This is a genomic window from Tetragenococcus halophilus (genome assembly GCF_001712815.1).
In the GTDB taxonomy this organism is placed as follows: domain Bacteria; phylum Bacillota; class Bacilli; order Lactobacillales; family Enterococcaceae; genus Tetragenococcus; species Tetragenococcus halophilus.
Map to the genome: position 1 here is coordinate 1161568 of NZ_CP012047.1, position 15707 is coordinate 1177274.

General features: G+C 36.6%; 11 protein-coding genes. 3 read left to right on the forward strand and 8 right to left on the reverse strand.

The window, feature by feature from the left end:
- Positions 1–425 precede the first annotated feature (425 nt).
- The 8 genes from rlmD to AC806_RS05505 all read right to left on the reverse strand — a co-directional run bounded on the left by rlmD (position 426) and on the right by AC806_RS05505 (position 12140).
- On the reverse strand, positions 426–1793 hold the full coding sequence (gene rlmD, locus AC806_RS05470) for a 23S rRNA (uracil(1939)-C(5))-methyltransferase RlmD (protein WP_069028951.1): 1368 nt from the start codon (positions 1791–1793) through the stop codon (positions 426–428).
- 135 nt (positions 1794–1928) lie between these two features.
- Positions 1929–2963, reverse strand: coding sequence for a diacylglycerol kinase (locus AC806_RS05475; protein WP_069028952.1), 1035 nt, complete (start codon positions 2961–2963; stop codon positions 1929–1931).
- 9 nt (positions 2964–2972) lie between these two features.
- Positions 2973–4403, reverse strand: coding sequence for an Asp-tRNA(Asn)/Glu-tRNA(Gln) amidotransferase subunit GatB (gene gatB, locus AC806_RS05480; protein ID WP_014124842.1), 1431 nt, complete (start codon positions 4401–4403; stop codon positions 2973–2975).
- Positions 4404–5873, reverse strand: coding sequence for an Asp-tRNA(Asn)/Glu-tRNA(Gln) amidotransferase subunit GatA (gene gatA, locus AC806_RS05485; RefSeq protein WP_069028953.1), 1470 nt, complete (start codon positions 5871–5873; stop codon positions 4404–4406).
- The gene (gene gatC, locus AC806_RS05490; protein WP_061840263.1) at positions 5873–6178 is read right to left on the reverse strand and encodes an Asp-tRNA(Asn)/Glu-tRNA(Gln) amidotransferase subunit GatC; all 306 of its coding nucleotides are present in this window, start codon (positions 6176–6178) and stop codon (positions 5873–5875) included. The genes gatA and gatC overlap by 1 nt, the downstream gene beginning before the upstream one ends.
- A gap of 114 nt (positions 6179–6292) precedes the next feature.
- On the reverse strand, positions 6293–8308 hold the full coding sequence (gene ligA / locus AC806_RS05495; protein WP_061840264.1) for an NAD-dependent DNA ligase LigA: 2016 nt from the start codon (positions 8306–8308) through the stop codon (positions 6293–6295).
- 15 nt (positions 8309–8323) lie between these two features.
- Entirely contained in the window at positions 8324–10573 is a 2250-nt protein-coding gene (gene pcrA, locus AC806_RS05500; protein ID WP_069028954.1) for a DNA helicase PcrA, read from the reverse strand.
- A 205-nt stretch (positions 10574–10778) separates the two neighbouring features.
- The gene (locus tag AC806_RS05505) at positions 10779–12140 is read right to left on the reverse strand and encodes an IS4 family transposase (protein ID WP_069028955.1); all 1362 of its coding nucleotides are present in this window, start codon (positions 12138–12140) and stop codon (positions 10779–10781) included.
- A gap of 199 nt (positions 12141–12339) precedes the next feature.
- On the opposite strand from AC806_RS05505, the gene AC806_RS05510 reads away from it, so the two are divergent.
- The 3 genes from AC806_RS05510 (at position 12340) to pfkB (ending at position 15706) form a co-directional block, all read left to right on the forward strand.
- Entirely contained in the window at positions 12340–13875 is a 1536-nt protein-coding gene (locus tag AC806_RS05510; RefSeq protein ID WP_069028956.1) for a ClC family H(+)/Cl(-) exchange transporter, read from the forward strand.
- A 164-nt stretch (positions 13876–14039) separates the two neighbouring features.
- Positions 14040–14795: a DeoR/GlpR family DNA-binding transcription regulator gene (locus tag AC806_RS05515; RefSeq protein WP_069028957.1), complete on the forward strand. Its 756-nt coding sequence runs from the start codon at positions 14040–14042 to the stop codon at positions 14793–14795.
- On the forward strand, positions 14792–15706 hold the full coding sequence (pfkB, locus tag AC806_RS05520) for a 1-phosphofructokinase (RefSeq protein WP_014124849.1): 915 nt from the start codon (positions 14792–14794) through the stop codon (positions 15704–15706). Before AC806_RS05515 ends, pfkB begins: the two co-directional genes overlap by 4 nt.
- The last annotated feature ends 1 nt before the right edge of the window (position 15707 follow it).

Here is a 15707-nt window from a genome sequence, read left to right on the forward strand (position 1 = left end):
TCCTCTTCACTTCTATACTTAATCATAACATCAAGTGAATTATTTTTACCAAGATCTGATTTGAAGTTTGTATTTAAATAGTGGAACTTAGTTGTTTTTATCATTTATCGAGTCATTGAAGGACTAATAAAAAGTGAAAACATTATCCACTCACGAACTGAGCTAAGTAAGCTTGATATTAAAACATGAAGGTCGTTGCTTTAAATACTTTTCCTTACAATTCATTTGTTGTAAATATCATATGGTTAGCCTTTTAAAAAGAGAAAATGCCTACATTCGTATATTTGAATAGACGAATTTTTAAACTAAATATTACTGCTGAAACTAAAGATTAAGTTAAGCAATTGTTTGTTAAATATCAGTATTATGTTATAAAGAAGAAATGTTTACTTAAAAACTAAAGTAAACATTTCTTCTTACTTTAATTATTTCTGTTTTAACATCATCACTGTTTCCACATGATGCGTTTGCGGAAATAAGTCAACGGGTTGGATACTATCTGTAAAGTACTCTTGTTCTGCAAATACTTTTAGATCTCTTGCCATCGTTGCCGGATTACATGAAATATAGATAAATTTTTCTGGTTTCATCTGACAGGCAGTTTCAATAAAAGATTGATCTAATCCTTTACGCGGCGGATCGACAAAAATCACTTCCGGCTGAATGCCTTCTTTTTGCCATTTTGGCATGACGTCTTCAGCTTTACCAGTAACATAATCGGCGTTGTCGATATTATTTAATTTCGCATTTTCTTGGGCGTCTATTACTGCCTGTGTAATTGTTTCCATGCCATAAACATGTTTGACTTGATTGGCTAGTGACAATCCAATGGTTCCGATTCCTGAATAAGCGTCAATGACAACATCTGATTTTTTTAAATCAGCTAATTCAAAGGCTTTTTGATATAAAACTTCAGCTTGAGGGGTATTTACTTGATAAAATGATTTAGCTGAAATGCGAAAAGTTTTTCCTAATAAACGATCATAGATATCATTGCGTCCTAGTAAAACTTTTTCTTGGGTGCCCATAATTACATTGGTTTGTTTTGGATTCACATTTTGCATAATAGAAACAACTTCTGGCAGTTTTTCTTGAATAGCCTGCGCAATTTTTTCTCCTTGGACAAAATGTTCTTTACGAGTGACTAAAACAACCATCATTTCATGTGTTTGATAGCCACGACGAATAACAATATGTCGTAAAAATCCGCTATTATTTTTTTCGTTATAGGCTTTTACTTCAAATTGTTGTAAAATTTCTCGAATAACTATAATCGCTGCATCAATTGCTGGATCTTGAATAAAAAAATGATCGATAGGTACTAATTCATGACTATTCTTACGATAAAAGCCTGTTTGTAAAATACCATCAATTTTACGAATGGGAATTTGTGCTTTATTTCTATAACCAAAGGGTTGCCGCATGCCTATCGTTTTTTCAACTTGGATCTCAGGCATTCTAGCTGTCTTTTTTAAAACATTTTTAACTTGTGCTTGTTTAAATGCCAACTGTTGTTCATACTTTAAATGACTAAGCGGTGCAATACCTGTTCGTAATAGATCTTCATTTTCTACTTCTTGACGGTAAGGGCTTTTCTGGATAATAGAAAGCATCTTTCCAAAACCAAACTTTTTACCTACTTTAACAATTCTAACTAGTATTTTTTCTTGTGGTAAAGCATTTTCGACAAAAATTGGATAGGCATCGACCTTTGCAACGCCCATGCCTAAATGAGATAAATCAACGACCGTTACTTCTAACTCCTGATTTTTTTTAACAGGCATTTCTTCCATAAATGTTTTCTCCTTCTCAAACCATTTAGAACGCTCAGAAATAAATTATAGCACCTATTTATCCATAAATGAAGAAAAAGGAAACACTTCATGTGCTCCCTTTTTTCAATACAAATATTCGTTAATAGCTTAAAGTTAGCTATTTTCATCATTTTCTTTGTTTTCATCATCGATTTCTTCATCATTTAAACGTTCGACTTCTTTGATGAATCCTTCACTGATTTCTTCCAGCTCTTCTTCAGTCGATACGGCACTATCTGGTATCTCATCTACATCGGCAAACATTTCAATGTGCTGGTGCAGATTTTCAAAAGTCATAGGTGCATCGCCACCGTATTCTCCATCTAAATTGATCATTAATCGTTTTTGTGATTGCGGTACGGAAACTTCTAATTTAGTCGTCTTCGTATAAATCACTCGGGGATCTTCCACGTGTTTTCCATTTCTAAGCATAATCGCTACTAAATGTAAAACTTCAAAGATATTCGCGGTCTTTACAATGATTAAAGAAAATTTACCATCATCAAGTTTTGCGTCAGGAACAATTTGTTCAAATCCACCGACAGAATTTGTTAACCCTAAGAAAAACATAGAAGCTTTGCCATCATATTCTCCTTCATCAAATTTCAAGTGCATTTTGATGGGCCTAATTTGCGGCAGTAACTCCGCGCCTTTTGCTAAATAAGCTAGATAACCAAACACTCTTTTTAACTCTGAAGGAACTTCATAGGTTAATTCTGTTAAATGGCCACCCGCTGCAATATTAATAAAATAGTTGTTAGGTGTCTTACCGACATCCATTTTTACTGTCTGATTTTTTAAAATAACTTCAGCAGCCGCTTTTATATTATCTCTTGGAATTTTCAAGGCTCTAGCATAGTCATTTGTTGTACCTCCAGGAATAATCGCCATTTTTGGACGTTTTTCTAAAGGAGCTATTCCATTGACTACTTCGTTGATTGTGCCATCACCACCCGCTGCAACAATGAGATCAAAGCCAGCTTGCCCTGCTCTTCTGGCTTCATTTGTTGCAGAATATGGAATCGAAGTCGTAGCAAATGCACTTGCCTCATAGCCTGCTTTTTCCAAAACAGCTAAAATATCAGCCAAGTTTCTTTTCATAGACTCTTTTCCTGAAGTTGGATTATAAATTACCCGCGCTCTTTCCATGATTACCTCTTATCGTTTCTCTAGTTCTTCTTTTAACAGTTTATTGACTACACCTGGATTGGCTTTACCTTTAGTGGACTTCATAATTTGACCTACCAAAAAGCCGATCGCTTTGTCTTTTCCATTTTTAAAGTCATCAATCGATTGTTGATTATTATCTAAAACTTCATTGATCATAGGCAGTAACTGTGCTGGATCTGATAATTGTATCCATCCATTGGCTTCTACGATATCTTTAGGTTCGCCGCCTTTTTCAATTAGCTCTTGGAAAACTTTCTTAGCGATTTTAGAACTTATCGTACCATCACTGATCAACTGGATCATGCTAGCTAAATTATTGGGGGTCAATTGTGTATCGGCTAAATCTAGCTTTTCGCTATTAAGATAAGCTGAAACATCTCCCATCAGCCAGTTTGAAGCTTGCTTAGCATCCGCGCCTTGTTGAATGGTTTCTTCAAAGAAATCCGACATTTCTTTTGATAACGTAAGCACTTTGGCGTCATATTCTGGTATACCCAATTCATTGATATAGCGTTGGCGACGATCTTTAGGCATTTCTGGTAGTGAATCTCTGATCTTATCTACCCAAGCATTATCAATTTCAAAATTCGGAATGTCTGGTTCAGGGAAGTAACGATAATCAGACGAACCTTCTTTTACCCGCATTAACACTGTTTCACCTGTTGCTTCATCAAAACGGCGTGTTTCTTGCTGTAAGGAACCGCCAGATAGTAAAAGTTTGGTTTGACGTTTTTCTTCAAAAGCTAAACCTTTTCTCACGAAGTTTAGGGAATTTAAATTTTTCAATTCAGTCTTAATCCCAAACTCTTCTTGACCCAAAGGACGTAATGAAATATTAGCATCACAACGTAGCGATCCTTCTTCCATTTTTACATCAGAAACACCGGTAAATTGGATAATTGAGCGTAAAGCGTCCAGATAAGCATAAGCCTCTTCAGGAGAACGCATATCCGCTTCAGAAACGATTTCGATAAGTGGTGTACCTTGGCGGTTTAAATCAACATAGGAATATCCACCGATACCATGCATATTTTTTCCCGCATCTTCTTCTAAATGGACACGTTCAATACGAATCTTTTTCTTTTGTCCTTCAACATCAATTTCAATCCAACCATCATGACCAATAGGATCATCAAGTTGAGAAATTTGATAGGCTTTTGGATTATCTGGATAGAAATAATTTTTCCGATCAAAATGGGTCTCTTGTGAGATATCACAGTTCAAAGCTAAAGCAGCTTTCATGCCATATTCTAAAGCAGATTTATTCATTACTGGCAAAACACCTGGATACCCCCAGTCGATAACATTAGTATTGCTATTGGGTTCTGCTCCAAAATGAGCAGGAGCAGGAGAAAAAATCTTCGTATTGGTTTTTAATTCAACGTGGACTTCAAGTCCGATCACAGTTTCGAAGTTCATTTACTTACTCCTTTCAAATATTTCAGGTTTTTTATTATGGAAATCCGTTGTTTGTTCAAAAGAATACGCTGCTTTGTAGATTGTTTTTTCATCGAAATGATTTCCAATTAATTGTAGTCCAATTGGCAAGTCATTAGAAAAGCCGCAAGGAAGTGACATACCTGGCAAACCAGCAAGGTTCACAGGAATGGTCAAAACATCGTTGCTATACATCGTCACTGGATCATCGATCTTTTCGCCTAAGCCAAAAGCAACTGTTGGTGTAGTTGGGCCCAGAATCAAATCATAGTCAGCAAATACTTTTTTAAAATCTTCTCTAATCAGCGTACGAACTTGTGCCGCCTTTTTAAAGAAAGCGTCATAATAACCAGCACTCAAAGAAAAGGTCCCTAACATGATACGACGCTTCACTTCATCGCCAAAACCTTCACTACGAGAGTTGACATATACGTCCTCTAAAGTTGCTGCATTTTCACTGCGATAACCATAACGGATACCATCATAACGCTGTAAATTAGAACTAGCTTCAGAAGAAGCGATAATATAATAGGCAGCTACACCATATTTAGAATGAGGTAGACTGACTTCTTCTACTGTCGCACCCAGTTTACGGAAAGTGTCCGCTGCTTTTAAAACAGCTTCCTTAATATCAGAATCTACACCTTCATCTAAGTATTCTTTAGGCAAAGCGATTTTCATCCCTTTGACCCCGCTATCTAGTCCGGCTGTAAAATCAGGTACGCTTTTCCCAGAAGAAGTCCCATCTTTTTCATCAAAACCGCTGATTGCGTTTAAAGCCAAAGCGTTATCTCTAACCGTACGTGTCAAAGGTCCAATTTGGTCCAAAGAAGAACCAAAAGCAATCAGACCAAAACGAGAAACGCGTCCATAAGTTGGCTTCATACCGACAATACCGTTAAATGCTGCTGGTTGGCGAATTGAACCTCCCGTATCAGTCCCTAAAGAAAGCGGGATTTGACCGCTAGCTACTGCTGCAGCAGAACCACCTGAAGAACCGCCTGGAACTTTTGTTTGATCCCATGCATTTTTTGTTTTTTTAAAGTAAGAATTTTCCGTACTACCCCCCATAGCAAATTCGTCCATATTTAATTTTCCTACAGGAATCATATCGGATTGATAAACTTTATCCATGACAGTCGCGTCATATATTGGTTCAAAATTGTATAAGATCTTAGAAGCGGCAGTTGTCAAAAGATCTTTCGTTACGATATTATCTTTGATTCCAATCGGAAGCCCTGCTAAAATATTTTCTTCACTAACGCCTTTTTCATCAATTGCTTTTGCCATTTCTAAAGCTTTTTTTTCATTTAAAGTGATAAAAGAATCAATATCTGTTTCTACTTCTTTAATACGATCAAAAGTTTCTTCAATCAATTCCACTACTGTTATTTCCCTTGAAACGAGTAAAGCATGTAATTCTTCTAATGTTTTACCGTGAATTTTCGACATTATGCTTCACTCTCCCTTTCATCAAGAATCGCAGGTACTTTTATAAAACCATTTTCGGATTCTGGTGCATTCTTCATTAAAGTGTTACGATCAGTTCCATTCAATGGTTGGTCTTCTCTTATTACATTAATTTCATCATTGACATTAGAAGTAAGTGCGACATCAGTTGTATCTACTTCTTCTAACGTTTCAACTAGATCAATAATTTCTCCTAATTGCTCAGTAAACTGATGTAATTCATCTTCTGAAAAAGATAGTTTTGCTAATGTGGCTACATGTTTTGCTTGTTCTTCACGAATCGCCATAATATCCCCCTCAATTGTATCTTCATTATATTTTTACAAATTATTTTCACTGTATTATATCACTTTATTGAAAATCATTGAATAATTATCAATAAAGTTTACATTATTATTTTTTTAGGTCGAACTATTTTCTAATGCTTCAACCATCTGATCTTCCTGCCAAACGGTAACATTTAAATCTTGCGCTTTGGTTAATTTACTCCCTGCATCCTCGCCAGCTACAACAATATCTGTATTTTTAGAAACACTCTCAGTGACTTTGCCTCCCAGATTTTCAATCTGTTTTTTAGCTTCTGAGCGAGTATACTGATTTAATTTCCCAGTTAATACAACTGTTTTATCTTTAAAAACAGACGTTACTTCTGCCAATTCGCTTGAAGTCTTACCTAAGTATTCAAAATTGACCCCCGCTTTTTCTAATTTAGTTAGTAGTTCATCCATTTCTTTTTTAGAAAAATAGGTCACCACGCTATCAGCGATTGTTTCTCCCAAGGTATAAAGAGAATTGATTTCTTCTTTTGAGGCTTTTTGCAAGGCGCGAACAGTTTTAAAATGTTCAAGTAATATTTTAGCTGCCTTAGCACCAACATGCCATACACCTAAGCCAAAAATCAAACGGTCAGCTGAACGACCTTTACTTTCTGCAATGGCGTTTAAAATATTGTTCGCTGATTTATCTTTAATTTTTTCAAGTCCTAGTAAATCTTCTTTTTCCAGATAATATAGGTCAGCAACATCTTTAATCAAGCCATTTTCATACATCTGATCTAATATCCGTGGACCTAAGCCTTCGATATTCATCGCATTTCTTGAAACAAAGTGATTGAGCCCTTCTTTGATTTGTGCTGGACATTTTGGATTAATACAGCGTAATGCAACTTCTTCATCCAAATGGACCACTTTACTGCCACAAACTGGACAAGTTTCCGGGGCTTGATAAGCCTCACTGTCTTTGTCCCGTTCTTCAAAAATTACGTGAGCGACTTCAGGAATAATATCGCCAGCTTTATAAATGACGACTTTATCATTTATTCGAATATCTTTTTCTTGAATATAATCATCATTATGCAGACTTGCCCGACTTACAGTCGTTCCTGCTACTTTCACTGGATCCATGATCGCCGTTGGGGTTAAAACGCCTGTACGACCCACTGGCCACTGAATGTCTCTGATAACTGTCTGAGCCTCTTCAGGCGGGAATTTATAAGCAATTGCCCAGCGTGGAGCTTTGACGGTATACCCCAGTTTCTCTTGTTGCTCAAAGTCGTTCACTTTAATCACCACGCCGTCGATTTCATAGGGTAAATCGCCGCGTTTTTCTTGGAAATCTTCAATATAATCCCAAACTTCATCAATGGAGCGACAAAGCTTGCGTTCTTGATTAGTTTGAAAACCTAAATCTTCTAATTCTTGTAAGGCATCGTATTGGGAAGAAGAGGAAAGAGAATCGGTATCTGCTACAGAATATAAGAATGTACTTAGACTTCGTTTAGCGGTTACTTTAGTATCTAATTGCCGTAAACTTCCAGCCGCAGCGTTTCTTGGATTCGCAAATACATCTTGTCCCTCTTCTTCGCAATTTTCATTCAAACGCATAAAAGACTTTTTGGGCATGTAACATTCACCCCGGGCTTCCAAAGTAACTGAATTTTTTAATTTTAATGGAATAGAGCGCACTGTCTTAAGGTTTTCTGTAATGTCTTCACCGACTGTCCCATCGCCGCGGGTTGCTCCTTGCACTAATTTTCCATCTTCATAGCGTAAAGAAACAGACAAACCATCGATTTTTAACTCACAGGTATAAGATACTTGGTGGCCTAAAGTTTTTTGTACACGTTGATCAAAAGCGGTGATATCTTCTTTGTTGAAAACATCATTTAAACTATACAAAGGAACATCATGAACGACTTTTTCAAAACCTTCTAACACCCTGCCGCCTACACGTTGCGTAGGCGAGTCTTCAGTTATTAATTCAGGATGCTTATTTTCAATGTCAACAAGCTCTTGATATAAAGAATCATAGACAAAGTCTTCAACACTGGGCCTGTCTTTTACATAATATTCATATGAGTACTGATTCAATTGTTCTCTTAACTCTCTTGCTCTTTTTATAACTGAGTCTTCAACCACTTTAGCTGACCTCCTCTACTCTACCTTTTCAATCGGCGCAAAAGTTGCCAATAATCGCTTAATTCCCATATCAGGAAAAGCAATATCAAGTTCTACGTCTTTTTGATTCCCGCTAACTTTTACAACCGTACCTGTGCCCCATTTTTTGTGTTTAGCTTTATCCCCAATTTGCCAATCTGTGTTTTCTGCAGCTGCTGGATTTTGAATGGGAGCCGCTTTACTTCCAGCATTCCTTTTAACAGCAAAGCTTTGGTGCCCTTGAGGCTCTCTTGCAGAAATAAGTTGATTTTTGTAAATCACTGGTTGATCAGAAGACAATAATTCTGGATCAATTTCTTCTATAAAGCGTGAAGGACGATTGTATTGCGGTTTTCCATATAACATTCTAGAAAGAGCATTCGTTAAGTATAGTTTTTCCTCTGCACGTGTAATGCCAACATAAGCTAAGCGACGTTCTTCTTCTAATTCACTTTCTTCCATCGCTGCGCGCGCCAGTGGGAAGATATTTTCCTCCATGCCGATGAGAAAAACCACCGGAAATTCTAATCCTTTTGCCGCATGCAGCGTCATTAAAGTGACTTCTGAGCTTTCTTCTTCATATTGATCCACATCGGATAATAAGGATAAGTCATTAAGAAAAACAGTCAACTTATTTTCTGGGGATTCTCTGTCTTCTTCTGCTTGATTTTCATACTGCTTATCAAATTCTTGTGTAACAGTAAGAAATTCATCTAAGTTTTCCAGACGTGCTTGAGCTTCAAGTGTATTTTGCGATTTCAATTCATCGTAATAACCGCTTTTTTGCAATACCACTTCAGTTAATTCTGTCATGGACAAATAGGGAATCATTTGGTGAAAATTAACCATCATATCGCCGAACGCTTTTAATTTTTTCATTACCTTACCACTTATATTCGACAATTCAATATTTTCTGTCGCTTCTAAAAGCGGCATGCCGTTAAAGTCGGCAAAATCATTTAATTTCTCCAACGTTCCCGGACCAATACCACGTTTGGGTACATTAATAATACGCGCTAAACTCAATGAGTCCTCAGGATTAGCAATCGCGTTTAAATAAGCTAGGACATCTTTGATTTCTTTCCGATCGTAAAATTTATGTCCTCCCACCATGGTGTAAGGAATATTAGCCTTTAATAACATTTCTTCAATGACACGAGATTGTGCATTTGTACGATATAATACAGCAAAGTCTCCATATTCTTTTCCTTCAGTGTCAATGGTTTGCTGGATATTTTTAACTACAAATTGCGCTTCATCTCGCTCAGAATCTCCCCGATAGTAAGAGATTGTTTGTCCAGCTGTATTATCTGTCCATAATTTTTTATCTTTACGGTTTTGATTGTTTGTGATGACTTGATTAGCAGCTTGTAAAATATTTTTAGTCGAACGATAATTCTGTTCTAAGTAAATCGTTTGTGCTTCAGGATAATCTTTTTCAAAGTCCAAAATATTTTGCATATCTGCGCCACGCCAACCATAAATACTTTGATCAGCATCTCCTACCACACATAAATTTTTTAATCGTTTAGCTAAAAGGTTAACTAAAATGTATTGCGCATGGTTGGTATCTTGATATTCATCTACATGGATATATTGAAATTTATTTTGATAATACTGTAAAACTTCTTCATTATTTTTAAGTAATGTAATAGTATTCATGATTAAATCGTCAAAGTCCATGCTTTGATTTTTGCGTAGTTCTTTTTGATATACTTCATAACAACGTCCTACAATCTCTTCAAAATAGCTCCCTTGCGTTTGTTGATACTCTTCAGGTGTAAGTAAAGCATTTTTGGCGTTGGAGATGTTTCCTAAAATCCCTCGCGGATCATATTTTTTAGGATCGATGTCGAGTGTTTTTAACACATTTTTCATTAATGTGCGTTGTTCGGCAGGATCCACTATTGTAAAGTTTTGTGAATAGCCGATAAGATCTACATCTCTTCTTAAAATACGGACACACATTGAATGAAAGGTCGAGACCCAAACACCTTCTGCTTGAACATCTAGTAAAGCTTTCACCCGTTCTTTCATTTCCTTGGCAGCTTTATTTGTAAAAGTAATCGCCAAAACATTCCAAGGATTTACACTTTTTTCTTCAATTAAATAAGCGATACGATGTGTTAGTACACGTGTTTTCCCACTACCCGCACCTGCCATTAAAAGTAATGGACCTTCAGTTGTTGTGATTGCTTCTTCTTGTTTTTGATTCATGTTTTTTAATAATTCTTTTTGGGATGGCACCGATAAACATCCTTTCTTTTTCAATCCATTCAATTATAGCATGTTCTTTTCTTTCAATAAACCGAACAGTGCTCACTCCCTGCTTTTTGACAACGTTTAAAAACAAATGATACCATTTGTTTTTTAGTTATTATACTAAAACTTGAAACCTATTTTTCGATACGTATCCCTTGGTATACCAAGCATCTTATGCACAAAATTAACTTCAACCTGCTTGCTTGAGCTGTTTTTGCATGGAGAAAGGTAGTTTTTCAAGGAACTGTTCGATAATGTTATTTAATACGGCTTCATCCAAAACATATTCATCCGCAAAAGCTTCTTGGAATAAAACGAGTAATTGCAAAATGGCTTCCGATACAGAAAGCTCGGAAAGCTCATCAATGAGAAGATAAAATAACTCGCCAAGCGTTCGGTCGTCTTTACTTTCACGTTCTTGCACCGCTAGGATCATATAACCGATAGCTACCAGTGTCGTATGCGCAAAGATCCCGTCATAAGAAATCCCTTGGTACTTGGCTAATTTTAAGTATTGTTTGCACATCTTGAAGTAGACTTCCACCGACCAGCGTCTAGCATAGAGCTGGATGATTTCGTCTTCGGTTAGATCGATATCGGTCGAAGCTAAGACCAAATAGTCGTTTCGTTTATTGCGATTGCGAATATATACCAACTTAATAGGAAAAACTTCCCCTTCTACGACAGCTTCTACTTGGACACTCAAAAGATAGCGAGAACGACCGCGGCGCTTTTTATTTCGTTTGAAGATTTCTTTGACATCCATCTTTTGGCCTTGATAACGATAGTAGATCTTTTGACTACGTTTAACCATCGCTACGCAGTGGCATTTCAGGTCACGGACCTGTTGGAACATTTTGGGACTGGAAAACCAGGTGTCAAATAAAACATAATCTGCAGAGATCCCTTGGTTCAAAGCCGATCGAAGCAGTTCCAGTGTCACTTCCGTGCCTTTACGAAGCGCTTGAGCTTTACGTTTCCCCCTATTCGTGCGTTGATCCCCGATATCAAGATCAGATTGGAGCTTTCTTTTCCCGGAGAGCAACGAAAAAGCAACAGGGACAAAGCTATTGCCATCACTCCAGCCTAATTGTAAATAACGAAATCCTTTTAAATATTTTTTCTTGGCATGGTCGTATTGTAAAGCGGCACACGCCACTTTTTTCGCATTCGAGCGGGTATACATGGAGTCATCCACGATAAACGTGGTCTTTCGGGCATCATCCGTCAATGGACGTAGGAAAGTAATGACGGATTTAGCCACTAAGATCAGTAATTTTTGCCAATGAATGTGCGGATCATTCAAGACATTGCGAAAGGTCTTATCCGAAAAAGGCAACTGTTCCTTCTGCTTTTGGTAAAACCGATAGGTAGAACCGTTGGTAAAGATCGAGGCCAATAAAAACGAAAAAATAACAGGAACCGAAAAACCCCTTTTATGGACTGCGTTTGCCTTTTTCAACGCAGAAGCCACATGGAATCGATGAAAAAAATCACTCACAGAGTTGGAAATTTTTTCTGAATTTGACGTTTTTTGTGTTATAATTGACATGGCATGAACACTCCTTGGTTAGTGGTTTTTTGGTAATTCTATTATACCAAGTTTTGAGTCGTTCATGCTATTTTTGTATCAAAAAACGTTTATTTATCAAGGGATGAACTGTATTTTTGAACTTTCAAGTTTTAGTTATTATAAAAAAATATTTGTCCTTAAAGAAAAAGCGCGGTAAACTTATAACGAAGGTGAAAAAATGTTAAATAAATTTAATAAAATTGAACAAACAAGATCGATATTTATTTTAAAGGGTGTGATCGTCGGACTTATTTCTGGAGTTTTAGGAAGTATCTTTCGTCTAGCGGTTGAAAAAATGACCGAATATGTCCAAAATTTCTATGTGTTTTCGCAGAATGAGCCTCTATGGCTTATTCTTTGGGGCGTAATATCTGTTGTTATCGCATTATTTGTAGGTTATCTGATTAAGGGACAACCTCATATTACCGGCAGTGGAATTCCACAAGTTGAAGGCATGTTAGAAGAAGAAGTTCATTATCGTTGGTTTCCAGTTCTTTGGCGTAAATTTGTCGGTGGTATCCTTTCAGTAGGGACTGGTTTATTTCTGGGACGTGAAGGTCCTTCGATCCAATTAGGCGCTTCTGTGGGACAAGGATTAAGTAATATGTACCACTCTCCTAAATACGAGCAAAAGATTTTAATTTCTAGCGGCGCTAGCGCCGGTTTAGCGGCCGCTTTTAATGCGCCTATCGCAGCGGTATTATTTATTGTCGAAGAGATTCATCATACCTTTTCCCCACTGATCTGGTTAACTTCTCTTGTCTCAGCAATTATTGCTAATTTTATTTCTCTTTATATATTCGGGCTACAGCCTGTTTTGTATTTGGGACATATGCAGGATTTACCTTTAAAATATTATGGTTTACTCATGATACTAGGAATAATTTTAGGTGTTTTAGGCAGACTCTATCAAAAAAATTTACTCGATCTGCCAAAGTGGTTTAACAAATTACCTATTCCCGCTGCTTTTTACGGGATTGTCCCTTTAGTACTAGTGATTCCAATTGGCTTTTATCTTCCACAACTTTTAGGTGGGGGTAATCAAATTATTTTAAGTTTGGAAGAAAATCATTTTCCACTTCTTCTACTTTTGTTCTTATTTTTATTACGTTACATCTTTTCCATGATCTCTTATGGTTCCAATCTTCCAGGAGGGATATTTTTACCTATTTTGTCATTAGGTGCTATTTTAGGAGCACTCTTTGGGGAATTTTCAATTAGCTATTTAGGTGTTGAAGAATATTATTTAAAAAACTTTATTATTATTTCAATGGCTGGTTATTTTACAGCTATTGGAAAAGCACCACTTACAGCAATTATTCTTGTAACAGAAATGGTCGGCTCGATCAATCACTTAATGCCACTAGGTTTTGTTTCTTTGATCGCTTATATTGTAGTAGATTTGCTGGGAGGACATCCAATCTATGAATCTCTGCTTGATCGCTTAGTTTCCCATAAAAAAATTGCCAATACAGGCGAGAAGACAACAATCGAGTACCCAGTCACTGCTGAAAGTGTGTTAGATGGTTATGCAGTCCGTGACTTTTCTTGGCCAAAAGACACATTGCTAGTGGCTATAAGACGTGAACAAGAAGATATTATACCGCACGGCGATACAATTTTACAGATGGGAGATATGCTTATTATCTTAACAGACAGCCAGCATGCCGCCTTGGTAAAAAAAGAATTGAGACAAAAGACTTTGATTAAATAAAATGATCTAGCAAAAGTGTCAGTAAGTAGGACTTAAAATCATTGCTTACTGACACTTTTTTTGACTATATCGCTATTTAGCAAAATAATTGACTGATTATGCTTGTTTTTGATTGATATTGAAAATAAATCGTGATAAAATGTGTTCGGAAGGATTGATTGGAAATGCTTACAGAAAAGAGACATCAAATTATTTTAGATCTTTTGACTGAAAATAATGTAATCACAGTAAGCGAACTTATGAAACCGCTCAAAGCATCAGAATCAACTGTTCGTCGTGATTTACAAAATCTTGAAGAACAAGGAATGCTTGCTCGTGTTCATGGGGGCGCAAAAAAACCATCACATCTCACTTTTGAAGCCTCGATGGATGAAAAAGAAGAGAAGTTTCATCAACAAAAAGTTCAGATCGCAAAATTTTGCGCTGATTTACTAAATAAAGAAGATGTTATCTATCTTGATGCAGGAACAACTACAATTGAGATGATTCAGTTTATTTCACAGGATCTATCGATTAAAGTCGTTACAAATTCAGTAAAACATGCTTCTCTTTTAATCGATCGGCAAATTGAAACGATTATCTTAGGGGGTACGATTAAGCTATCAACAAATGCCACTTTAGGTTCTACCGCCCTTCAACAATTAGGTAAGTTTCGTTTCAGTAAAGCTTTTTTAGGAATGAACGGTGCTGAAGTAGAAGCTGGTTTTACTACACCAGATCCAGAAGAAGCAGCTGTCAAAAAATGGGCGTTAAAACAGAGTCAACAAAACTATGTATTAATTGACCATTCGAAACTTCAGCAAATCGCTTTTGCTCAAGTTGCTCCGTTAAAAGCGGCTAAAATTATTACTGATAGTTGTCCATCAAAACTTCTAAAGGATTTCCAAGAACAAACAATGCTAAAGGAGGTCAAGCAATGATATACACCTTAACACTAAATCCTTCAATCGATTACATTGTTCACATCAAGCAGTTAAACACTGGAAATGTAAATCGTATGACAGAAGACTTTAAGCTTCCTGGAGGAAAGGGAATCAATGTTTCTCGTATTTTACAACGTATTGGTTCATCTTCTTGTGCCCTTGGCTTTTTAGGTGGTTTTACTGGCGATTTTATTGAAAAATGGTTGGTTGAAGAAGGCATTCGCAGTCAATTTACTAAAGTTGAACAGGATACGCGAATCAATGTTAAATTAAAAGCTGAAGAAGAAACAGAAATCAATGGATTAGGCCCTGATTTAAATGACGATGAAATTAATCGTTTGAAGTTCACCCTCTCTGAACTTATTACTACTGGCGATATTGTTGTTTTATCAGGAAGTACGCCTGGTAGTCTACGAGAAGGTTTTTACCAAGAATTAGTGAAGATCATAAAAGAAAATGGTGCCGAATTTGTGATTGATACAACGGGTGATGATTTACTCGCTGCTCTGCCAGAAAAACCATTGTTAGTAAAACCAAACAACCATGAATTAGCTGAACTCTACCATACAAACTTGCAATCATTAGATGATATTATTACTTATGGGAAGAAATTGTTAACTGATGGCGCCAAAAATGTGATTATTTCTATGGCTGGCGATGGCGCTTTATTGATTACAGAAGATGGCACTTACCTTTCTAATGTTTTAAAACATGAAGTTAAAAATTCAGTCGGTGCTGGTGATTCCATGATTGCTGGTTTTATCGGAGAATTTTCTAAAAGCAGCGATGCGCTAGAAGCTTTTAAATGGGGCGTTGCTTGTGGCAGTGCGACGACTTTTTCAGATGATCTAGCTAGTGCTAAATTTATTAACGACTTGTTACCAGAAATAACAGTTAAAAATATATAGG